A 22,289-nucleotide genomic window follows, 5' to 3' on the forward strand; every position below is an offset into this window, starting at 1 on the left:
CGGATGGGCCAACGTGTCGGGACTGGGTCCTCCGGTTAGCATATGGGATTTATAGAGTGATCAGGACAACAACCGTTTTAACCGCTTTAAGGTTCTCACTTATCGCTCTTCCTGTTGCAACTGGACTGGCGTGTAACGCCCAGCCAGCACAGGCGGCTTTATCTCAGGGCGTTAATGCTCCGGACTTTACGCTTCAAGGCGCTCTGGCCGGCAAACCCATAACTTTTTCCCTTAAAGCGGCGCTCGCAAAAGGCCCTGTTGTTCTTTACTTTTTTCCCGCAGCATTTACTGCTGGCTGCACACAGGAAGCTCATGATTTTGCCGCCGCAGCGGAGCAGTTTCAAGCACAGGGGGCAACGCTTGTTGGCATAACTGCGGGAAATACCGAGAGGGTCTCGGAATTTTCAAAAGTGGAATGCAGGGATAAATTTGCAGTTTTGGCCGACCCGGGTGCCTTAACGGCTATCCTCTACCATTCTGTCAGTACAGAGCATCAAACCTTACTTTCCCAACGCACTTCGTATGTTATTGCACCAGATGGCAATATTTTACTCAGTTATACGGGTAGCAACCCAGAGCAGCATGTTGCTGAAACCCTTGAATCTTTGAAAAAATGGCATGCAAGCCAAATACAGAAATGAAAATATAGAGATAAAATCTTAATATCATTCTGATCTCTGTTGCATATGCTTGAGAAGGATAGAGAGGAACTGTATATTCTTCTCGGGCTTAAGCATCGTATTTTGTTCAATCATACAAATCCATGCTAATAAATATTTGAAAATTCCGCGTGATCTCGTAATAATCACCCCATGAATCATAAACCGAATATGATGGGTCGCCGAATTTTTGGCTTTTCTATCATGGGCTTAAGCCTGACAGCCCATTTTGGAAAAGCTTTTGGCGAGAGTGCCCCGCCCCCTGCTCCAATCCCTAAGGCCGCTTTACCAAAAGCCAACCCGGAAAAAGCTGCCAAAAAAGAGGGACCTCGCATTTTATGTTATGTGGGGGGGTATACGCGCTCAGGCCCGGCAGAGAGTAATGCACTCGGTATTACCCTCTTTGAAATGAACCCTGAAAGCGGGATTTTAACCCAGTTGGGTCATGTCACCCCCGCTGACAATCCCTCGTTTCTGGCATTATCCCCTGACCAGAACACCTTGTATACGGTTAATGAGATAAGTGATTTTGAAGGTGGTCACACGGGTTCTGTTACGGCGTTTAAGGTCGACCGACACACAGGTGTGCTCAGCAAACTTAATGTGATGAGTAGCGGTGGCGCGGACCCTGCACATTTAAGTGTTCATCCATCGGGAAAATATCTGTTTATCGCTAATTATACGGGTGGGAGTGCGGCAGTTATGCGCATTCAACCCGATGGTAGCTTAGGGTTATTAACTGATCTTGTGCACAACACAGGACCTAAAATGCCAGAACGGGCAGCAGACAACCCGCCGGGCAATTATGCCGTCAGTGACCATTCAGGCTCCCACGTTCACATGATCCAATCCGATGTGAGTGGAAAATTTGTTCTCGCCTGTGATGCTGGGCTGGACAGGGTTTATGTCTGGTCGTTCGATATGGAGAACGGCACCTTAAAACCGGCTGAAAAACCATGGTTGAGCATGGAACCGGGATCTGCTCCCCGCCATTTCTGTTTTAGCCATGACGGAAAAATTATTTACATTCTTGGCGAACAGGATTCCCGCGTTGTTGTTGCGGATTATGACGGTCAGACGGGTGCTATGCAAATCAAGCAAACGGCTTCAACCGTTACAGCGCAGTTTCGGGGTAGCACGCTTGCGGCCGAAATTATTCTCCACCCAACAGGGAAATTTCTCTATGTCACCAATCGGTTAGGTAACGCCATTGCCTGCTTTAGAGTGCATGAGGATGGTTCGATAACATTGTTTGACGAAGTCTGGGTACATGCGGATTACGGACGGGCCTTAAGTTTTGATCCTTCCGGAAAGTTTGTATTTGTTGCCAACCAGCGTAGTGACTGCATTACATCGCTGCGGGTTAATACAGACACAGGGGCACTCGATTTTACTTGGCACTTTGTGCCAATAGGCACCCCAACATCTTTTGCGTTTACTGTTATTGATTCTGAATAATCGAAAATGCGCCGCACTATAAAGTGCGGCGCATAGTTGAACTTTATTTATAAAGGCTGTCAAAAACCCCGCCGTCAGAAAAATGCTCTTTCTGCAGTTTGGTCCAGCCACCAAGGCTTTTCACATCAAAGGTATCCACTTTGGGGAACAGTGCTTTATTTTCCTCCAAAATGGCTGGATCAACAGGGCGGAAATAGTGTTTTGCACCAATTTTCTGCCCTTCAGGCGTAAACAGGAAGTCCAGATAGGCTTTGGAAACGGCTTCCGTACCATGCGCCTTAACGTTCTTGTCTACAATGGACGCAGGCGGTTCGGCCAGAATGGTCTGTGACGGCACAACAATGTCGAACTGATCAGGCCCAATATCACGTGTGGCCAGCAGTGCTTCATCTTCCCATGCGAGCAGTACGTCACCCAGATTACGCTGCACAAAGCTGTTGGTGGCGCCACGGGCCCCCGTATCCAGCACGGGCACATGTTTGAACAGGTCTTTCAAGTACGCTTTGGCAGTTTCGGGGGTTCCCCCTTTCTGGTGCAGCGCCCAGCCCCAAGCGGCCAGATAGTTCCAACGTGCCCCGCCCGATGTTTTGGGGTTTGGCGTAATGACCTGCACGCCGTCACGGATCAGATCGGGCCAGTCGTGAATGTTTTTGGGGTTCCCCTTACGGACCAGAAACACAATGGTGCTGGTATAAGGGGTTGCGTTATGGGGCAGCCTGCTCTGCCAGTCAGCCGCAATCAGGCCATGCTGGGCCAGTAGATCAATATCGTAAGCCAGCCCCAGCGTTACCACATCTGCCGGTGCGCCTTCCAGCACGGAGCGCGCCTGCGCCCCGGAACCGCCATGCGCTGATTTAACACTTACCGTGTCTTCCGGATGGTCTTTGTGCCATTGCGCGGCAAATGCCTTATTCACATCAGCATAGAGTTCACGCGTTGGGTCATAAGAGACGTTAAGAAGATGGTAAGATTCCGCATAGCTCGCCGTTGCCTGCAACCCCGCCAGCAGGGAAACACCCAATACCGCCGTTACTTTGAGAACGGCGCGACGGATGTGAGAAAAGTTGTCCTGTTTCATAAGCCTGTTCCTTAAAAATAAAGTCAGATTAGAATGCCGCCTGCACGCGACCAACAACAGCATTGCCACTACGTCCAAAGAAGTTGGGGGCCGTTGATTTTGCACCATTGTAGCTGGAAACATCAAAGTGCGTGTAATCCAGCATGATTTTGATGTGCTGGTTGGGGTACCAGTTCAACCCACCCTGCCAAACTGTTTGTTTGTCGCCTGTTTCACCATTGGCTTTGACTGTGTTCCCTGTCGCTGTGGTCGAGCCTGATGTCCGCAGGTCAGTTACACTCCAGCGTCCGCTAATTTCCAGTGCTCCCCAGTGCCCTTTGGCCGGATCAAAATCATACTCGACGCCCGGAGTAGTAAAGGCCCCAATTTTCTCATTATAGCCACGACCATGCCCAAGAAGTGTATAGTTTGCCGCAACATACCAGCCATCAAACCCAATGGATGAGGGGTTAATAGTAGCAGCTACGTTATCATGCTGAACACCAACGTGGTAATATTCCCCTTTCAGCAGGAATTTTTTATAACGGAACCCAAGCTGCGGCCCGGCAGCCCAGATTTGGGAAATATTGGATAATGCTCCAGAGGAGAGCAACTGGTCTTCGCCCAGAGGGACTTCCACATTATCCTTGAATGTATAGGACCGGCCCGCAGTTGTGGTCTGGTTAACCTTAAAGGCCGCTGTCGCACCAACACCCACATGCAAATCAATGTCTTTAGAGACATAAGGACGCCCTGTGGCTCTGAACACGCCCCCTGTCTGACTATCGACGATACCAGTTGTATCCGTGTTGCTTTTACGATCACCATATTTCTGGCCCGTAAAATACCCGGCAACCAGCCAGCGTTTTTCGTAATGCTCACCACCAATGCTAAAGCGGGCAACGCCACCAGCAATGTTACGCACCAGATCAACAATGGTCGGACGTTCAAGGAATTCAAACGCGCCCGAGCGTTCTGCGCTATCTTCTTCCATACGTGGCTGAAAATAACCAACAGTCAGCGTTGTATTGTGCAGACCTGTGTAATTAAGGTTGGCTTCAAACAGACTGACCGTGCCGTCAGCATTATTTGCGCCAAAATCGGGCGTTACGTTAACAACCCAATCCTTGTAACGCCAGGACATGTAAATACGAAGACGGCGAGCATTTTCTGTAAACTTATTGAAAATACCACCGTTTCCACTCACTCCCATAAAGCCGCCAAAGTCTTCTTGCGCCAGCAGGCCAATGGAAAATGCGTAAGCCTTGTCATCCGAAGAAATGGTTGGTCGGCCTTTGGGAAAACCAATTTTGATACCACCAATATCGACACTCTCATCCTTGGCGGTAGCCGCCTTGAATGAACTCCATGACTGCGCAGGTCCTTCTGGCAGGGCAATACGGCTTTCGCTGGCACTACGGGGACCATGATTGACCGGAACAATCGGATCTTCCCGGAAACGGGGCTGGGCATCATCCGCATCGCCCGCAGTCAGGGTACGCGGAACGCGCCCGATCCTGTGGCTTTGCTGGGTGGAGACATGCTCGTATTTATCAACCCGCGCCTGAAGACGATGGATTTCCCCCATCATTTCACGATGCATCGCTGCAATTTCACGCCGTAAGGCTGCATTTTCCGCATCAGATGTTGCGGCCATGGCTACGCATGGCAAAAAAAGGCTTGAAACTGTTGTCGTCAACAGAACGCTTGCCCGAACAGACACCGCCATAAGTCCCCCAAAACTTAAACTTTTACTTTGATACGGTAGAATAACACAAAACAGAATTATCTTGTTTTGAGACCGAACCATTCAAGACACAACTGACGCACCACCATCCACCCTTTGCAGATAATGCTCATTGAGAATGCTATTTATTACGGCAAAAGAATATTATATGCGAACACCACAGCGCAATACCATGACCGGCACGCTGCGTGCGCGGTCATACCGCGCTTAAATTGTGCTGTGCAAAGGTTGTTTTGAATTTGCGAATAACAGAGGTCCGCAAATCCTGCCCATCCGGGTAGCGCTTGTTATGCAAGCTCTGAACGCTTTCATGCGCCGCATAAAAACGGCGGGTTCGGCGATCTTCCTCAAGAATAATTGCACCAACAAAAGTGCCATTGATTTCAATAATACGTGATTCAAACATTACTTTAATCCTCTCGGGTAAAAGCTGACCCGAAAGGTAATAAAACCTACAGGTCAGGCGTCAGATACTTTAACCTCACAACATCGGCCAAGCCGACACATTCGACCAAACAGGTTTTGCATTATGTATGCGCTCCTTGTGTGCCACGTGCTTAACGTGTGATTTTGTATCACCCATATTTCCACGTTAGTCAATTATATAATTTTATGAATCGTTGTTTTTTTATATCACGCCAATTGTTGTTATTTTATGGCCGTGCCGCCGATCATTCGGTTTTATCCAAACTGATAAACACAACCCGGCACAGCAGCCCTGAAGTGGTCAGTCGTGTCATTATCCGCCAGAAGGGCGGCCTGTAGCGCCTCTTTTGGGGCAAGAATACCTTCATCTGTCAATTGGAAGGTGCCCCAATGAATACCCAATGCCTGTTTGGCCTGTATCTCTTTATAAATACACACAGCCTCATGTGGATTAACATGCTGGTCAGCCATAAACCAGCGCGGCTCATACGCGCCAATGGGAATTAACGCGACATCCGGCGCACCATACTGGGCCAACAGCGTGCGGAATAGGGTGCCATCTCCATAAGCCGTGTCACCTGCAAACCAGAGAGTATCTGTGGGCATATTCAACCAGAACCCGGCCCACAGAGCCATCCGGCGATCAAAAATACCGCGTGCGGACCAGTGATATGCTGGGGTAAGTGTGACGCTGAGTGGGGGAGAAATAACCTGCCGCTCATGCCAGTCACCGCTCAGAATGCGTGCCTGGGGAATAGCTTTTTGAATGATGCTTTCATTCCCCAATGGCGTGATCATGAGCGGATCATGGGTTGCCTGCAACCGTTTGAGTGTTGTCAGGTCGAGATGATCATAGTGATTATGGCTGATCAGAATAACATCAATGGGCGGTAGGTTTTCAAACGCTATACCCGGAGCACTAACGCGTTTAGGGCCAACCCAGTTGAACGGGCTTGCCCGATCAGACCACACAGGGTCTGTTAGAATATTCTGCCCCGCGACCTGAATAAGCAGTGTGGCATGGCCGACCATGGTAATGCGTAATGCATTCACATAACGCTCTGGCACAACAGGTTGAACGGGAATGCTGGTCGGCCATGGCGTGGGGTGCGACGTTCTCCGCCAGCGCCAGATGTCCCGTAAGGAACGGTCTGTGGAGGATTGCCCAGGGTTAAAAAACCGGGCCCCATCGAAGTGATCGGTTATTGGGCCAGTATAATATTTATTCCGGGCAAAAAGCCGCTTCATACCGCCCCCAATCAAACAGCCTGATTATAAGCGTGATCCGTTGCACATAGGCGAACAAACCACGCTTAAAACCAGAGAGTGCAGGTTGCTGAGTGTTCTCAGTTTGACTGAGCCTTCAAGGATGCATCCACTTCCAAGGCACGTCGGGCCATTGCCAAAGCCCCTTCCCGGCTCCCTGCACCACAGATAAAGCGCGCCGGGTGGGCAAACACGGCATCTGCAACACCACTGGCAGCCGCCAGATCCTGCCCATTCAGTCCGCCCCATGCTTCAGGCAGGGAAATACGCTGGCCAAACGCCCCTCGTTCGGGCGGTACAGCTTTCACATTCCACTGCCCGCTCCCGGTGGGGGAAACGACATAAACAACCGGAAGATCATGCTCGAAAATGACTTTTTCGGTTGGCATCCCGGTTTCCATCAGCAGGATGCGCTTGTCTTCGGCCTGTTTATAGGCTGCCAGAACGCGATCTGTGGCTTTTAAGCTGGCGCGAACACGGTCAACCGTGTTGACCAGATGGGACGCAACTGCCGTTGCCGCATTAGCAAAGCCAAGGGTTTCGCGCCGCTTGGCTTCTTCTGGGCCGTGGAGTTCGGCTGTATCCCACGGGGGGCTGCAGGCAGACACAATATCAGCCAGCGAGAGCTTGCCCATTTTGGCAACGCCGTTGTCGTCCTGATCAATCGGCACAACAAGGGATTTATCAATGCTTTGCCAGATTGCGTTGATTGTCGCGTCATCCACCTGTGTGCGGACCAGATTACGCACAGCGGCCTTGCCATAGTCTTTCCATAGCAGCCCAGCTGCACTGTATGGTGTGCCGTCTTCACGCAGAGGCTTGTTTTTCATGTGGTGGTCATAACGGCCACATGATGGGTCATAAATGCCCCCCACATCAAACACGATGTCCGCAGCCTGAATATCTTCCGGTTTGCGTGAGCGGCTGAACTTCAGACAGTCGTCCGATGCTCCTTCCAGAATACGCGCACGTAAATCACCCATGGGAGCCAGAGCATAATGCAGGACCACATATCCCAGTGTTTCATCAACATGGAAATTACCCGAATGGGTCAACGCCGTTGTGGTTGTTGCCTCATGACCGAGACCAATGGGGGTATGTTCAGACATATTGATTACCTGCTGCAAACTGAGGAAGGTGTTCCATAAGCTTCCTCATGCCGCACGGTCTGCTATCAGACAACAGGGTTCGTCATGATAACTGAAGATAATCCGGTTTTTCCTATCGGGTTTGGGGGATAAGGCGACCTTCCCCCCAAACCGACCGGATTTCATCTGCATGAAGCAAGGCGCTTAACCCTGATTGCCCCATAGCGCTGGAGGGAGTGTGGTTATTTGATAACCGCACACGCTACCCGATCCCCTGCCCCACCAATGGGCTGGCTCTGGTAGTCATCGGGGTGAGCGTGGATTACAAGCGACGAACCATCTGCATCCAGCAGCGCAGGTTTGTCCTTGCTGGCTTTAAGGGCCACCAGAGGGGAGAAAAGTTCGACCGTAGCCGTACCATCTGCTCCTACAAAAATGTTTGGCAGGTCGCCTGCATCATTCGCATTGGAGTTAAGCAGGCCATGCACAACAGGGGTTACGGCATGCACATGCGGCCCTGCGCTGGTAAATTTTGGCCCTTCACACGTGCCTTTGTCGTGGAAGTGCATGCCGTGCCAGCCGGGGGTCAGCCCTTTTGCTTCCACCCGTAAAATAACGCCCTTAGGGGCATCCGTAACCTGCACTGTGCCATGTGCTGTGCCATCTGTGCCCAGTAAAGTGCCAGAAGCCGTGTCGGCTGCGTGGGCCAATGATGGCAGTATAGCCATTGCACAGGCGAGGAGAATAAGAGGCTTTGAATGAAGCATAACCACGTTGCATGTCCTTTCAGACAAAAATTATGAGCTTTCAGGCCCACGTCGCATCATAAAATACTCACCACGGACGGAAGCCCCCGTGCTGATGAAAGCTTAGACCATCCCGCCCCAATCCACCACGTCTGATCCGGGCGGGATTAAGCCTCCCGGTTCTACTCTGGCAAACGTTGCGCTGAGTTGAGGAACTGCGCGAACACACTGCCTTTAACGCATTCTCTGCGTCCTTTGTTCCCTGAAATATGGTGGCCACCCGTTGCCTGTCCATAACTGGTCTGACGGGAATTTGAAAAATTCAAGGTCCGCCATTTCCAGAATGGAACAACGGTAATTTCTGACCATGGGCAGGAAACCCTGTGGCCGTTCAAACTTTATGGACAAAAAGCGTTTTTACAAAAAAGCATCAGTAGAATACTTCAGGCCGGACAGGATCCAATATGCATGTAACATCTGTTGTACTCCTGTTGCTGCTTATAACAGCCGTATCCGGGCCTTTTTCCCGGCTTTTGCGCCTACCTTTGCCGCTTTTGTTAATTGCCTGCGGTGTGGTGGCATCGCTCCTTGGCCTCCATATTGATTTTGAGCCGAATACTTTTCTGCTACTTTTTATTCCTCCACTGCTCTTTTCCGATGCATATCTCATGCCTTTGCGCAATTTTCGTGAACTGCGCTGGCCCATTTTACTGCTGGCCGTTGGTCTGGTTATTTTTAGCACGATTGTTGGTGGTTATTTTATTCACTGGCTACTGCCTGTTGTACCCCTTGCGGCAAGCTTTGCCCTTGCTGCCATCCTTTCTCCCACCGATGCCGTAGCCGTAGGCGGCATGATAGACGAGGAACATATTCCCAGACGGTTTTTGCATATTCTACAAGGAGAAGCCTTGCTGAATGATGCCTCGGGTCTGGTCTGCTTCAAATTTGCGGTGGCGGCCACGTTAACCGGCACGTTTTCCATCGTACATGCGTCTTTAGGTTTTTTACTGGTTGCCTTAGGGGGGATTTTTATTGGAATAGCCCTTACCTTTGGCTTTAATATTATTAACCGTATTCTCTCCCGCCATGGTTTTGATGAACCAACAACGCAAATTACACTTATGACGTTACTGCCCTTTGCGGCTTATCTGCTTGCGGAACATCTGGAGGCATCGGGCATACTGGCCGCAGTCAGCGCCGGGTTAAGCCTGAACCAGAGCCGTGTGTTTGGCGCGGCCCAAACTGCCACCCGCCTGCGCGGCAGTGCCGTGTGGGAGATGATAACCTTTATTTTTAATGGGTTGGTCTTTTTGCTGCTGGGTTTGCAACTGCCCGATATTGCTACACAAGGTATTCGTATCGCCAACAGGGCGGGTGACAGCACATGGTCCTTAATTGGCACAATTGTTTTGCTGACCAGCATGTTATTGCTGCTCCGCCTGATCTGGATATTTTTTGTCAGTGGCGCGCACTCTGTGATCGCAAAAGCACGTGGCCACAAAGCTGGCATGGTTTCGATTATGGAAACAGCCGCCATGACTGTAGGGGGTGTGCGTGGAGCGGTCACACTGGCCGGTATTCTCTCCCTTCCCATAGCGGAAAGTGGCGTGCCGGAGTTCCCTATGCGGGATCTGCTGGTTACTTTTGCCGCAGGCGTGATCATGACATCACTCCTGATCGCCGCCGTGTTGTTGCCCCCCCTAAGCCGCACCCTGCGCCACGATGGGGGCGACCCGGTTAATAAGGAAGCAGATGAGGTGCGCCGCCTTCTTGCGTTGGAAGCCATTGCGGAAATGGAGCGCCAGTCTGCACTGGTGACAAAACAACTCGATGAAAGTGCCGCACAGCAACGCGCAGAAGTGACCGCAGCCCTGATAGCTGAATATCGCTTCAGACTAAGGCTTCTGGAAGACGCACCCGATGACCGGCATAAACCCGAAGATAGCCAGACAGCAGATGGAACCCATAGGGACGCAGCTCTGGCAAGGCGAAGGTTTGAGGCGGCTTTGCGCCTCCATCTGCTCCGGACTGAGCGCAAAGCCCTAACGCGTATGCGCCAGGAAGGTCAGGTGAGTGACGAGACAGAACGGCTTTTAACCCAGGACCTTGATTTGGAAGAAACAGTGCTTTCTGGCAGCGCGCGCGCCCTGCCACGACATCTGGACTACACAGACCTGCCCAAAACAAGCAGCCCGGCATTCTACCCGGGCTGACCCCATTTTCCGCATCCGACTAAAGGGCCGAAGGGGATATTGAAGAAGCAACATCGGCCAGAATGACCACAGCATTCTGTGTGGCCATCACCACAACCTGACTTGTCTGCGGGAGCATGGCGCCATCTCCGCACGCCAAAGCCGTGCCCGAAATTGTAATGCCTCCCTCAACAACCAATACATGCAGGTCCCTGCCTTGGGTCGTCTGGTAAGCTGCTCCCTCGCCCGTGGGAATATGTGCATGCAACAGGCGGCTACGCGCACTGAGCGTTACAGGGGAGCCGTCATCTATGATCTCCATCGCCTCCGGGTCATCCTCAGGAAAGCCGGAGGCGATAATACGAAAACCACCATCCTCCAGCATGGGGAATGCGGCGCGTGCTTCCTGCGCGGGCGCGCCCCCTTCGGTATCCGGCAAAAGCCAGAACTGAATAAAATCGGCTCCAGCCGGCCCGGCCTGCCATGCCAAGGAACGCACTCCGGCTCCGGTGCTGACCAGATGCAGGCCACCGGGCTGGATTGCTTCGGGTGGAAAATTCTCTACGCTGGTTTGTAAGGAGCCTGCCCGCAACCACGTAAGCACATCCACGTTGGCCTCTGGTCCCAAGGAGTAGCGACCATCTGGAGGAATGCTCCCGGTATTGATTGCCCTGAGTGTGCCTTCATGCTGGTATTGAGGGGCCTGATAATCGGCAAAGGCAAAATGGCAACGCAAAGTAAGTGCGCCTGAATGCGCCAGACCCAGACTATCGGCCCGCCGGACTATCATCATGGTGTCCCCCTATGCATGCTGTTTGGTTTGTTTGGTATCAGGGTACACGGTTTCCCATCCACCCCCAATCGCGCGGTAGAGATGCGTTACAGAACCCGCAACATTGGCTGTAGCTTCAACCAGCGCACTTTGTGAGGCCAGCAGGGCGTTTTGTACGGTCAGAACATTCAAAAAGTCGGATGCACCCTGCACGTATTGGGCTTTGGCTACGGTTACGGCTATTTCATTCTGCTGCACGGCCTGTGCCAGTTCGTCACGTCTTTTCTGGGCTGCGGTAAAATTAGCCATGGCATCGTCAATTTCCTGCCAGGCTTTGAGCACCGTGCGCTGGAACACAACAGAGGCCTCATGCTGCTGTGCTTTACGCAGGTGCAGTTGCCCCGTCAGACGCCCCCCTTCAAAAATGGGTAATGTTGCCGTGGGGCCAAAGCCATACTGGCGAGAAGCCCATGACCCAAGACCGCTGAACTGAAGTGCCTGCACGTCCAGACTGCCCGAAAGCGTAATGCGGGGGAAAAAGTCGGCAATGGCCACACCAATACTGGCTGTTGCTGCATGCAGCCGGTCAGCCGCCATGCGAATATCCGGCCGCCGTTGCGCCAGCTCCGATGGCAGGCCAACAGGCACAAGCCCCGGTACGGGTGGTATGGGGCGTGGCTGCTTTAGCTCGGTGTCCAGTGCTCCGGGTTCGCGCGCGACCAGAAAGCTCAGACTGTTCAACAGGTGGGTTGCTTGAGCTTGCAAGGGGGCTGCGCGCGATTCAAACATATGCAACTGCCCTGTGGCCTCCGCCACATCCAGCCGGGTTGCAGCCCCCTGCTCAAGCCGCATGGAGGTCAGTTGCACACTATGGCGCGCAATGGCTATGTTGTGGTCCAGAATATCAATCTGGGCCTGTGTGGCGCGCAGGTCTATGTATGTCTGTGCTGTTTCGGCCATAAGGGAGACAAGAATATCCCGCCGTAATTCTTCTGTGGCATGCACGGCAGCCGTTGCCGCTTCCACCTGCCTGCGCACATGCCCCCACAGATCCACCTCCCACGAGGCATTCATGCCATATTGCGGCAGGTTAAAGGACGGGTTGCCAACACTGCCGGGCAGCGCGGCCGGGCCGAACCCTTGAGTGCCGCTTGCAACGCTCCCTGCTCCGGCCTGTTCCATGCTGCCCATAAGGCCCAGAATACCGTTACTGCTTGCCCGCTCCCGCGCGTAAGAAGCATTGGCTTCCATATGTGGGAGCTGTGCTGCACTGGCAATGCGCCGTTCCGCCCGGCTTTGCATCAGCCGCAGGCTGGCGGCCTGCAGATCAAGGTTGGAGGCCGCCACCTCCTGTTCCAGCCGGGTTAAGACCGGGTCATGGAACAGGGTCCACCATGCGGGGTCGGTCGAGGCGGTACTGACCTGACTTTGCGCGGGCGGTTGCGTGTTCCGCCACGTTGCCGGGGCGCTGACCTGCGGCTTGTGGTAGTCCGGCCCCACAGTGCAGCCCGCAAGGGCAAGGAGCGAAAAGCTGGTCAGGAGCGAGCGCTTCATGCCGTTACTGCCAGATATAGCGTGCATCATTGGCATGCGAACCTTCCGGTCTGGAGGCAGTATCAATATTCACTTCCACGGACATACCAACCCGCACCTTGGCTGCCAGGGGCTGGTTGGGGTCAAAGGTCAGCTTGACCGGAATACGCTGGACCACTTTGGTAAAGTTGCCCGTGGCGTTGTCTGGCTGAATAGGGGCAAAAGCCACTCCTGTTGCCGGAGCCAGGGAATCCACATGTGCTTTGAGGGGCTGACCGGGGAACGTATCCACCCACACAGTGGCCTGCTGGCCGGACTGCACCTTGGTCAGTTGTGTTTCCTGAAAATTGGCAAGAATATAGGCCGCCTGTGTAGGCACAACAGCCAAAATACCTGTGCCCGGATGCACATACGCCCCAACACGCACCCCACGCTCGCCGACCACGCCATCCACCGGCGCTGGAATGGAGCAGTATGACAGGTTGAGTTCGGCCTGTTTTGCATCCCCCTGAGCACGCAGCAGCGCGCCTTTGGCGCGTTCAAGCTGGGCTTGCAGAACGGCAACCTGCCGGATAGCCGCATCGACCCCCGCCTGATCACGCGCTACGGCGGCAAGAGCCTCTTTTTCATGCGCTTCAGAGGATTGTTTTTGTTCAATAGTACCGGCCCCGCCAGAAGACAGGTTGCGGTAGCGCGTGGTGTTCTGGCGCGCAAACACAAGGTCCGCCTGATCCGCCAGAACAGCCGCACGGGCCTGAGTTATAAGGGCATCCTGCCGGGCCAGTTCGGCGCTCAGGTTTGCAACGTCTCCCTGCGCCGCAAGCACATTGCCTTTGGCAACATCCAGAGCCGCCCGGTAGTCATCATCCTCAATATGGGCAAGTTCCTCGCCTGCGCGAACACGTTCGTTATCCTGTGCGATCACGCGGTCAATACGCCCAGCCACCTTGGGGGCCACGGTGGTAAAATCGGCTGTCACATACGCGTCGTTTGTATACTGGTTTACGCCGTCCCCGTTGACCAGACGCGCGCCCCCCCATGCAACAAGGGCAAGCACGCCAGCGGCGCATCCGGCGTAAAGCAGAGGTTTTTTGTAAATCATTGTCTGTTATTCCGGTTTAACGGGCAGGAGTGTTGGGTGAAGGTGCACGTGGCGGATACACACGGTGCGGCAGAACAAGATTCATGGCGGCATAGCCAAGGCAGACCCAGATCAGCACATAGTAAATATCGTTCAGCGCCAGCACGAGGGACTGCTCATGCACAAAGGTATGGAAGACCTGCAGCCCGTTCCACGCCACATGCGCGCCATCGGGCGATGTTGCGCTCAGTTGCTGGTCAATGGGATTGCCCATACCCTGCAACGCCAGCTGGTGTGTGCCGTGGTGGTCTAGCAGCATGGTGGAATGGTATTGTTCCCGCCTGCGGGTGGCGGCCGAGAACAGCGCAAAGGCTACGGCGTTGGCAAGCCCCTTGAGCATGTTCACCATCCCCGAAATAAACGGACCATCCGCAGGCCCCATGGCCATTGTTGCCAGCATAAGGGTGGGAATAACGGTCATGGGCTGACCAAAGACCTGAAGAATCTGGAGCAGGTAAAAATTGTCCCGCACCCAGTCCACTGTCAGCCACGTACCCAGCCATGCGGAAGCAGCCAAACAGAGCATGCCCCCCGCCAGCACAAAGCGGCAGTCCACCTTGCGGTTGTTACAGATCCACGCAATCAGGGGCAGCATGATCAACTGCGGCAGGGCCACAACCAGAGATACCGGGGCCGCCTGTATGGGCCTGTAGCCGCGCACAGCCTCCAGATACGTTGCCGGGATTTCCCCCATAATGGAACAGATGGCCAAAATACCGACCAGAGACAGCAAGGATGCCTGTATATTGCGTGACCGCCAGTACTGAATTCTAAAATACGGGCTAGGATGAAAAGCCTCATTGATCACAAACACAATAAAGGCCGCCCCACCCCAGAATGTGAGGTTGGTGATTACGGAGGAACGGAACCAGTCCAGCCTGTCCCCCTGATACAACACGATCACCAAAGAACAGATGGCAGGCAGACCCACAAGAATGCCCAGCCAATTGAACTTTTCAAACCGTTCAAAATGCATGGGGTCACGTGGCAGGCCATAGGCCATCATGCCAATAGCAAGGGCCGCCGTGGGTATGATCTCCCAGTACAGCCAGTGCCAGCCGATATGTTCAAACCAGAATGCCTCTAGCGGCAGGCCAAGGTTGGGGCCGAAGGTCGCACTCATGGCGTAACCACCAATTCCAAACACCCGGATCTGGGGGGGCAGGTATTTGAGCATGACGGTCATGAGCACCGGCGGCAGGCACCCCCCTGCCAGCCCCTGAAAAGCCCGCAGAATACACAACGAGACCACATCCGGCATGAAAGGAGCAGGAATGGACAGCAGCGCCAGAATGGCGGTCATGAAAATGGAAAACCGGTAGATCGAAAACGTCATGTAAAACCAGGGCGTGAACGCCATGGCCGCAATGTTAAAGGCTTCGTAAATGGCAATGACCCACGTGCCTTCATCATGCCCGATGTGCATGGCGCCACGGATGTCGGACAAACCAATTTCGGTCACATGCTCATTAAAGCCCGCAACATGCACGGCAAGCAGCATGCCAAGGCAGCCCACAATGGTGCGCAGGCCAAATGGCGGAATATAGGATGGCCGCGGCGGTGAAGCATGGATAACAGGCTCACCAGCCGCCAGAGCAGGAGCGGCATTTGTCATGCCCCGCATGTTCACGATCAAAACGGGGGAGACAACCCCTATTCACGGCAAGCAACGATTCCACTTTTCGGAATGATAAATGGTGGTGCCTGCGCCAGATAAAGTCTATTTTTGCAGCTATGAGAGGCTACGACCTAGATCTGCTACGCTTCCTTCAGGTGCTTATTGAGGAGGAGAGCGTCTCGCTCGCGGCAAGGCGGCTGAAGGTGAGCGAACCTGCCATGAGCCGCCATCTGGCTAAACTGCGTGTAGCTTTTGCCGACCCTATTCTGGTCCAGTCTGGCCGAAAAATGAGTCCCTCCGCCTTTGCCGCAGGTATTCTGGACCGGGTGCAGGAACTGGTCCGGGCAGCGGATAGCCTGATAGAAACCCGCGCACTGGCCAATCTGGCCAACATGGTGCCTACGTTTACAATCCGGGCGAACGATCTGGTTGTAGCGTCCCTTGCCTTGCCCCTGTTGCAAGCGCTCAAAAAAGAATGCCCCCGTTGTGAGCTTATCTGGGCACCAGAGATTGATGACCCGGCTTCCGACCCACTACGGCACGGTCGCGTTGACCTCTACATTGGTGCAACAGATGTGATGAAACCCGAAATCAGGCGGCAAACCCTGTTTCGGGACCATATGCAGGGTGTTGTGCGTAAAGACCACCCCATTCTGGCAAACCCCATTACCCCACAGAGTATGGTGCTTTATGATTATATCAGCGTCTCCCGCCGTGGTCGGGCGCAGGGGCCGATAGACTGGGTGCTCCGTAACCAGTACGGGTTGACCCGGCGCATAGCCATGGTGGTGCCCAACTACCATTGCATGGTGGAGAGCATGAAAAATTCAGACCTTATTCTTCCCCTGCCTGGTATTGTTATTGACCATATTTCAGTCACGGCATTGGGGTTGGCGACCTTTGAATTCCCATTATCCCTGCCCAGTATTGATGCTTTTCAGGCATGGCACCCAAGGCGGGATACAGACCCGGTGCATCGCTGGCTGCGCGAGACCCTTTTTCGTGTTTCGCGCCAGATATTAGGACCGTGCACGCTGTAAGCTACAGTTTTTACAAAAACCCTGCCGTGCGGATATAGGGCCGTAAATCGCTCAGAAAAGCCTTAACACTTGCCCGCGTGTGCTGGCGTGTTGGCAAAACGGCATACAGGTCAATTTTCTCGCCTTGCAGGTCTGGCAGAATACGCACAAGTTTGCCTTCTTCAAGGTCCTGATAAACGTCACAGAGCAGTTTGTAGGCAATGCCCTGCCCTGAGAGCGCCCAGTCGTGAATGATCTCGGCATTGGTGGTGGAAAGGCGCGGTTCCACCATAACCACATCTGTTTCCGTCTCATTGCCAATAACCCACTTATTCAACAGCGCCATGGTTTTGTTTTTGCGTAGGCATAAACAATCATGTTTGGGAATGTCGCGCGTGTGGGTCGGCATGGACCGGCGGGCAATATAGGCAGGTGATGCACACAAAACCCGCATGGTGGAAGCAAGGCGAGTTACAACCGCTCCCGGTGTTTCAGGCAGACCAAGCCTGAGCACTACGTCCAGATAATCGTTGAAGTCATAATTCCCTTCGGGCGCCAGAGCCAGATTGATCATTAAACGTGGATGTTTGGCGCTGAAGGCCTCAATAAACGGTGCGATCTGCCTACGTCCCAATTCTACGGGGGCGCCAATACTCAACGTACCGCGTGGCGCATTCGTGCTGGACGATATTTCTTCTTCAAGGTGATCAATATCCGCAACAATAGTCAGGGCACGTTCGTAATAAAGCCGCCCGGTTTCGCTCAGACCAAAATGGCGTGTGTTGCGGATAACCAACGTGCTGCCCAGCCGGGTTTCCAGACGGGCCAGACGGCGAGATGCGGCTGCGGGCGATGTGCCCAAACTGCGCGCCCCAGCGGAAAGGCTGCCCGCATCCACCAGACTGATAAAAAAACGCAAATCCCCTGTTTCGTCATAGGACATGGCACATCGTTCTCCCCCAAAGCCTTTTGGCAGCCACTTTTGCGTTTAGCGTAATATTATTTTTCCTTAACTGTCACTACCGAAGATGTGAAATGAGAGGCATGTTTGGCCCAACACATAAACATAAAGCGCAAACCTCCTTTGCGGATCTGTCAAAAACTGGACAGACGATACGAATTAGCAACGGAATGAAACAATGCCAATGCAAGCAACCGCCCAACGGATCAAGGACGATTACATCGCCCCCGATACCTCCAAGGAAGAAGCCCTGAGGCAGGACCTGATCGGCACATGGGAACTTGTGTCCTATAAGGTGGAAGAAAAAGAGAGCGGCAATTTTATTAACGCAATGGGGCCAGCACCACGTGGTCGCGTTGTTTTTACACCAGATGGCTGGGTGGCTTTTAATCTGGAAGGCAGCAACCGCCATGCCGCCGCGACAGACACGGATCGTGCCCAGTTAATGAAAACACTTGTCGCCTATATCGGTCGTTACCGTGTGGAAGGTGATCAGTGGATTACCAGTGTGCAAACCGCATGGGCACCCGAATGGGTCGGCACCGAACAGCGCAGAACGGTTACGGTGAACGGCCAGTATGCGGATGTTGTCACCCCATGGCGCAAAATGCCCAACTGGGCAGCCGGTCGCCTGTCACGCAGCATTATCCGTTTCCGTCGGGCAGATACAAACACCCCGGCACAAGCCTGCGCGTAAGGCTGCAAGGGCCATAAGGCCCGGCCAAGGCCAGACACATGGCCTTGGCGTGTAATGCGTCTTGCCCGATCAGATCGGGCAGGCGCCGCTGGCACATTGCAAATGCGCCCAGTCCACGACCTCCTGCACCCTGTCGTCCTGAATAGCGGCGGTAATCGCGGCAAACCGGCCTGCTGAAACTTCCTCTTCCGGCAGGTACTCATACCCCAGATCGGAATCCGCACGGCTTGGTAGCACGGCACAACACCGAACGCCGGGCTGGTGGCGAGCAACCATGGTTCGGAAGCTTTCCAGATCATGCCGATCTGTATAAATTTTGAGCGTGTAGGACACCTGATTACCCTGCTCGGCTCCAATCCAGTATTTTTCCAACAACCCAAGCCAGCAATACTGTTCCTCCGGCGTGGCTTCTGGCGCGGTCAGCACCTGTTCTCCCATGCCCAGACGTTGAATAAGCGGCACGGTTGGAAAGCCAACAATACTCATGCCCGGAAAACTCCGCAGCGACCGAACAGGGTATCCCCTGCTCTCATACGTGGGTAGCAGCGGGTCCGTACCGTTTTCCCACACACCGTCTTCACGCCGCACGCCCTTGAACTGCACCCAGCGCAAATATTGCCGTCTGGCGGGGAGATGCGCGCCTTCAGTCAGGCCGAACAGCTTGGAGGTCGTACCCGCAGGTTTGACGGTTGTCACCGTAACCGGGCGCGCCGTGCCCGTTTCCTGCGCGTAGGCATTGGCTTCTGCCTTGGCAATAACCGAGAGTTCGCGCACGGCATTCCAAAAAGGTGCTGCACGTTTTTCGTCCAGCATATCCTTAAAACTCAGGCCAAAACGCAGCCATGCCCATTCATGCAGCCCTGTGGGGCCAATACCAATACGGTTTGTTCTGCCGACCTCCTGAGCATACAGGGCATCCATCCGGTTTGCTCGCAACAAAAAGCGGACACCCAACCGCACGGAATCCCTCACCCGTGCATCCCACTCCTGCGTAACCTCGCACGGAGCATGGCCGGGGGTCACATCCGCCAAGGGCACCGGGCATGCCAGAAGGGGTGCAAAGTCACCAATAACGCAGTATCCCCCGGTCACGTGCAGCGTAATTTCGCCACACGGATTGGTCGTAACGGGAAAATGCGCTCTGGCTGCGCAGTCAGCCAGATCAGCCAGTAGGGTCGCGGCCTGTGTTGCCTGATAACGCGAAGACCTGAAATCCCGACCATCCGTATGCACGGGCTTGCGTCGTGCACTGCCGGTGCGGTTATCCTCCAGCTTGTCCCCGTTAATGAAACCGGGTTCACCATTGATCCACGCGCAACGGGTTGCTTCCGCAAAAACGGCCCTTGCATGCTCGGCCAGTGGTTCCGCCTGCTCCTGATTATTGACAGACTGCCAGAACTCCTGATCGACCATAACTGAATGATTGGCCGTCCAGAGTCCGCCTTCCTCCTTGGCGCGAATAAAACGGAGGACCTCCATATCCCGCCAGGATTTGGTAGCCATACGCGCCGCACGGCGGGCACCACCCACCTGCACCTCAACAGACAGGTAATGATCCACGCGCAACGCCTGTTCCCACCGAGGCATACCCTTGCCCTGTGATGGTTCGATGACATTGCGGCGGACATTCAACAACCCACGCAAAAGCGAGATCGGACCAGAAGCAGGCCGGCCCTGCATGCCAGCGATGGGGCTACCCGCACAACGGATATGGCTGAAATCAAGCACCAAAGAGCGGCCCTGCGCGCCTTCAAATGCCATGGCCTCGATGATTTCAAGCGCTTTGGCCCACCCTTCGCGGCTGTCCTCTATCTTATGTGTTGCCGCATCAGGCAGTTCTGGCGCTGTGGCCAACACAAAACGATTCAAAAACCGGGTGACCTGCTCTTCCATTGCCGCATCAAAGGCATCAAGCATGGTGCCCCACGGCAGTATTTGCATTTCCAGCCCAAAATGCAGCAGCGCCGCACGGTCACGCGGGTAATCTGGATGGTCCGCACAAAGCACAAAATACAGGTCCGGGGCCTGCGCCCAATCGACAATACAAAGCTCATCATCATAGGCGCGGCCCACGCCTGAACCGTTGAGCAACAGGTAGAATTTGGCAAAGGAGCAGATTGCCGTGGCGCAATTGGTAAACACCTCCATATTGCGACCCGGCTGTTCCTCATCTCCATGCTGAAGGTGGCGGCCGGAGGTTAGCAACGCCCCTGTTGCAATGGCGTTACGCAGTTGCATGACCTCCCTGTCATCCACAGAGGCAAGCAATCCTGCATTCCCTGCGGCCACACGGTCGGCAACTGTACCAAAACTTTCATGATCGGACGGGCGGAAGACGGTTCGCCGCCCAACGGCCTCGCCCATGCCACGGTCAAGTGCGCGTGCCTGCATCGGGCGTAGGCCAAATGCCTCCTCAAACGGGTAACGTGCTGCCACAGACCGCGCGGCGAGGGTCTTTGTCTGTAAAAAATGCCCGCCCATACCTTGGCTCCATCATCTGGCCCGGCCCAAGTCTAACGGGCCAAAAATCATTCATATTGTGTTTGATGGGCGATCATTGCACCATATCTGGTGTTACGCACGTACAAATTTGTGCACATGATCAGGCCAGACGCGCACAGGCAGGACTTCCCTTGCCTCTGTAGCGAATATTTTTTGCAAATGATCCGCATTCCGATTCTAGCGGCATAGTTATGGTGTAACTGTCCGGCAACCGCCCTCAGGATCTGTGTTCGATCAGGTTCGGCGCCATGTTGCTGCACACGTTGGAACGCTCCTGTCCGGGTGTGTCAGACCTCTCGTATCTTGCCATCTCCACGCAGGGGCTTATGCTGCCAGCCGTCATTGTCATGCGCGTATCTGCGGGGAGCTTCAGTCCGTTGTCCACACCTCAACTTGTTGATCCAAAACTGACACAGGCCGCAGTTTTCCTTGTTCTGACCCTCAACAACACTCCATCCATCACTCCGCAGGTTCTGGACCTGATGGGAGATATCTCTTCCCTTGTGCGAGGAATTGGCTTTCGGATTCCAGATGGCAAGCTGAGTTGTGTTACCGGAGTGGGTTCACAGGCATGGGATCAGCTTTTTGGTATGCCTCGCCCCAAGGATCTTCATCCCTTCCGCGAAATTAATGGTGTGCACCATGCGCCTGCAACGGCGGGGGATCTGCTTTTCCATATCCGGGCAACCCAGATGGACCTCTGTTTTGAACTGGCTACGGCTCTTGTTACCCGTCTGGAAGGTGCGGCGTGTGTGGTGGATGAAGTCCATGGGTTTAAATATTTCGATGCCCGCGACCTGCTGGGCTTTGTGGATGGAACAGAAAACCCGTCCGGTCAGGTTGCCACCGATGCCACGATCATTGGGGATGAAGACCCGGAATTTACGGGTGGAAGCTACGTGATTGTGCAGAAATACCTGCATGACATCAAAAAATGGGAGGCCATCCCAACCGAAGTGCAGGAACATATTATTGGCCGCAAAAAGGTGTCGGACATAGAACTGCCCGAAGCAGCCAAACCCAGCTACGCGCATAATGTGCTCACCAACATTGAAGAAAACGGCGAGCAACTCCAGATCGTGCGCGAAAACATGCCTTTTGGCACTGTTGGTAAAGGGGAGTTTGGCACCTATTTTATTGGCTACGCCCGCTCCCCGGCCCGCACGGAGCAGATGCTCCAGAATATGTTCATTGGTAAGCCGCCGGGTAATTATGACAGGTTGCTTGATGTGAGCACAGCCGTCACTGGCACGCTGTTCTTTACCCCCACAAGCGAATTTTTGGATGCGGCACCGGATATGAGCACCGCTGTGGCGCAACCGGCCCCCCTCCCCGCCTCGCCTGCTCCTCCGCCGCGTGAAGGACAAGACGGTTCTCTTGGCATTGGATCATTGAAAAATTAAGGAC

18 protein-coding genes are annotated in these 22,289 nt (G+C 54.0%); 6 read left to right on the forward strand and 12 right to left on the reverse strand.

The features are described 5' to 3' along the window. Positions 1–56: 56 nt before the first annotated feature. Both AABE20_RS13390 and AABE20_RS13395 read left to right on the forward strand, forming a co-directional pair. Entirely contained in the window at positions 57–641 is a 585-nt protein-coding gene (locus AABE20_RS13390) for a peroxiredoxin (RefSeq protein ID WP_338333545.1), read from the forward strand. Between the two features lie 189 nt (positions 642–830). Beyond that, positions 831–2,117, forward strand: coding sequence for a lactonase family protein (locus AABE20_RS13395; protein WP_338333546.1), 1,287 nt, complete (start codon positions 831–833; stop codon positions 2,115–2,117). 43 nt (positions 2,118–2,160) lie between these two features. Here the strand turns inward: AABE20_RS13395 and AABE20_RS13400 are convergent, their stop codons facing one another. From AABE20_RS13400 to sodC, 6 genes are all read right to left on the reverse strand, one after another. Continuing rightward, a complete protein-coding gene (locus tag AABE20_RS13400; RefSeq protein WP_338333547.1) occupies positions 2,161–3,195 on the reverse strand; it encodes a sulfate ABC transporter substrate-binding protein in 1,035 nt (344 codons plus the stop codon). A gap of 28 nt (positions 3,196–3,223) precedes the next feature. Then, positions 3,224–4,903, reverse strand: coding sequence for an OprO/OprP family phosphate-selective porin (locus tag AABE20_RS13405; RefSeq protein WP_338333548.1), 1,680 nt, complete (start codon positions 4,901–4,903; stop codon positions 3,224–3,226). A 214-nt stretch (positions 4,904–5,117) separates the two neighbouring features. Further along, positions 5,118–5,327: a hypothetical protein gene (locus AABE20_RS13410; protein ID WP_086646786.1), complete on the reverse strand. Its 210-nt coding sequence runs from the start codon at positions 5,325–5,327 to the stop codon at positions 5,118–5,120. 275 nt (positions 5,328–5,602) lie between these two features. Further along, complete coding sequence (locus tag AABE20_RS13415) at positions 5,603–6,400, reverse strand: MBL fold metallo-hydrolase (protein WP_338333549.1); 798 nt, start codon at positions 6,398–6,400, stop codon at positions 5,603–5,605. A gap of 293 nt (positions 6,401–6,693) precedes the next feature. After that, the gene (locus AABE20_RS13420; protein ID WP_338333550.1) at positions 6,694–7,722 is read right to left on the reverse strand and encodes an MYG1 family protein; all 1,029 of its coding nucleotides are present in this window, start codon (positions 7,720–7,722) and stop codon (positions 6,694–6,696) included. Between the two features lie 221 nt (positions 7,723–7,943). Then, positions 7,944–8,468: a superoxide dismutase[Cu-Zn] gene (sodC, locus tag AABE20_RS13425; protein WP_338333551.1), complete on the reverse strand. Its 525-nt coding sequence runs from the start codon at positions 8,466–8,468 to the stop codon at positions 7,944–7,946. Positions 8,469–8,911: 443 nt separating this feature from the next. Between sodC and AABE20_RS13430 the strand changes: the two genes are divergently transcribed. After that, the gene (locus tag AABE20_RS13430) at positions 8,912–10,660 is read left to right on the forward strand and encodes a Na+/H+ antiporter (protein ID WP_338333552.1); all 1,749 of its coding nucleotides are present in this window, start codon (positions 8,912–8,914) and stop codon (positions 10,658–10,660) included. A gap of 19 nt (positions 10,661–10,679) precedes the next feature. Here the strand turns inward: AABE20_RS13430 and AABE20_RS13435 are convergent, their stop codons facing one another. From AABE20_RS13435 to AABE20_RS13450, 4 genes are read right to left on the reverse strand one after another with little or no spacing between them, the layout of a single operon-like run. After that, positions 10,680–11,432, reverse strand: coding sequence for a pirin family protein (locus AABE20_RS13435; protein ID WP_338333553.1), 753 nt, complete (start codon positions 11,430–11,432; stop codon positions 10,680–10,682). A 9-nt stretch (positions 11,433–11,441) separates the two neighbouring features. Continuing rightward, positions 11,442–12,965: an efflux transporter outer membrane subunit gene (locus AABE20_RS13440; RefSeq protein ID WP_338333614.1), complete on the reverse strand. Its 1,524-nt coding sequence runs from the start codon at positions 12,963–12,965 to the stop codon at positions 11,442–11,444. Positions 12,966–12,969: 4 nt separating this feature from the next. Further along, positions 12,970–14,046 carry an HlyD family secretion protein gene (locus AABE20_RS13445; RefSeq protein ID WP_338333554.1) on the reverse strand — a complete coding sequence of 359 codons (1,077 nt, stop codon included), beginning with the start codon at positions 14,044–14,046 and terminating at the stop codon, positions 12,970–12,972. Positions 14,047–14,062: 16 nt separating this feature from the next. Next, positions 14,063–15,700 carry an MFS transporter gene (locus tag AABE20_RS13450; protein WP_338333555.1) on the reverse strand — a complete coding sequence of 546 codons (1,638 nt, stop codon included), beginning with the start codon at positions 15,698–15,700 and terminating at the stop codon, positions 14,063–14,065. Positions 15,701–15,819: 119 nt separating this feature from the next. On the opposite strand from AABE20_RS13450, the gene AABE20_RS13455 reads away from it, so the two are divergent. Then, complete coding sequence (locus AABE20_RS13455; RefSeq protein WP_338333556.1) at positions 15,820–16,743, forward strand: LysR family transcriptional regulator; 924 nt, start codon at positions 15,820–15,822, stop codon at positions 16,741–16,743. 10 nt (positions 16,744–16,753) lie between these two features. Here AABE20_RS13455 and AABE20_RS13460 read toward each other — a convergent pair whose 3' ends face one another. Continuing rightward, entirely contained in the window at positions 16,754–17,665 is a 912-nt protein-coding gene (locus AABE20_RS13460) for a LysR substrate-binding domain-containing protein (RefSeq protein WP_165992658.1), read from the reverse strand. Between the two features lie 196 nt (positions 17,666–17,861). On the opposite strand from AABE20_RS13460, the gene AABE20_RS13465 reads away from it, so the two are divergent. Next, on the forward strand, positions 17,862–18,380 hold the full coding sequence (locus AABE20_RS13465; RefSeq protein WP_338333557.1) for a lipocalin-like domain-containing protein: 519 nt from the start codon (positions 17,862–17,864) through the stop codon (positions 18,378–18,380). Between the two features lie 69 nt (positions 18,381–18,449). Here the strand turns inward: AABE20_RS13465 and AABE20_RS13470 are convergent, their stop codons facing one another. Next, the gene (locus AABE20_RS13470) at positions 18,450–20,861 is read right to left on the reverse strand and encodes a recombinase (RefSeq protein WP_338333558.1); all 2,412 of its coding nucleotides are present in this window, start codon (positions 20,859–20,861) and stop codon (positions 18,450–18,452) included. Between the two features lie 398 nt (positions 20,862–21,259). On the opposite strand from AABE20_RS13470, the gene AABE20_RS13475 reads away from it, so the two are divergent. Beyond that, entirely contained in the window at positions 21,260–22,285 is a 1,026-nt protein-coding gene (locus tag AABE20_RS13475) for a Dyp-type peroxidase (protein WP_338333615.1), read from the forward strand. Positions 22,286–22,289 lie beyond the last annotated feature (4 nt).

This window comes from Acetobacter zythi (assembly GCF_963921165.1).
Classification (GTDB): Bacteria; Pseudomonadota; Alphaproteobacteria; order Acetobacterales; family Acetobacteraceae; genus Acetobacter.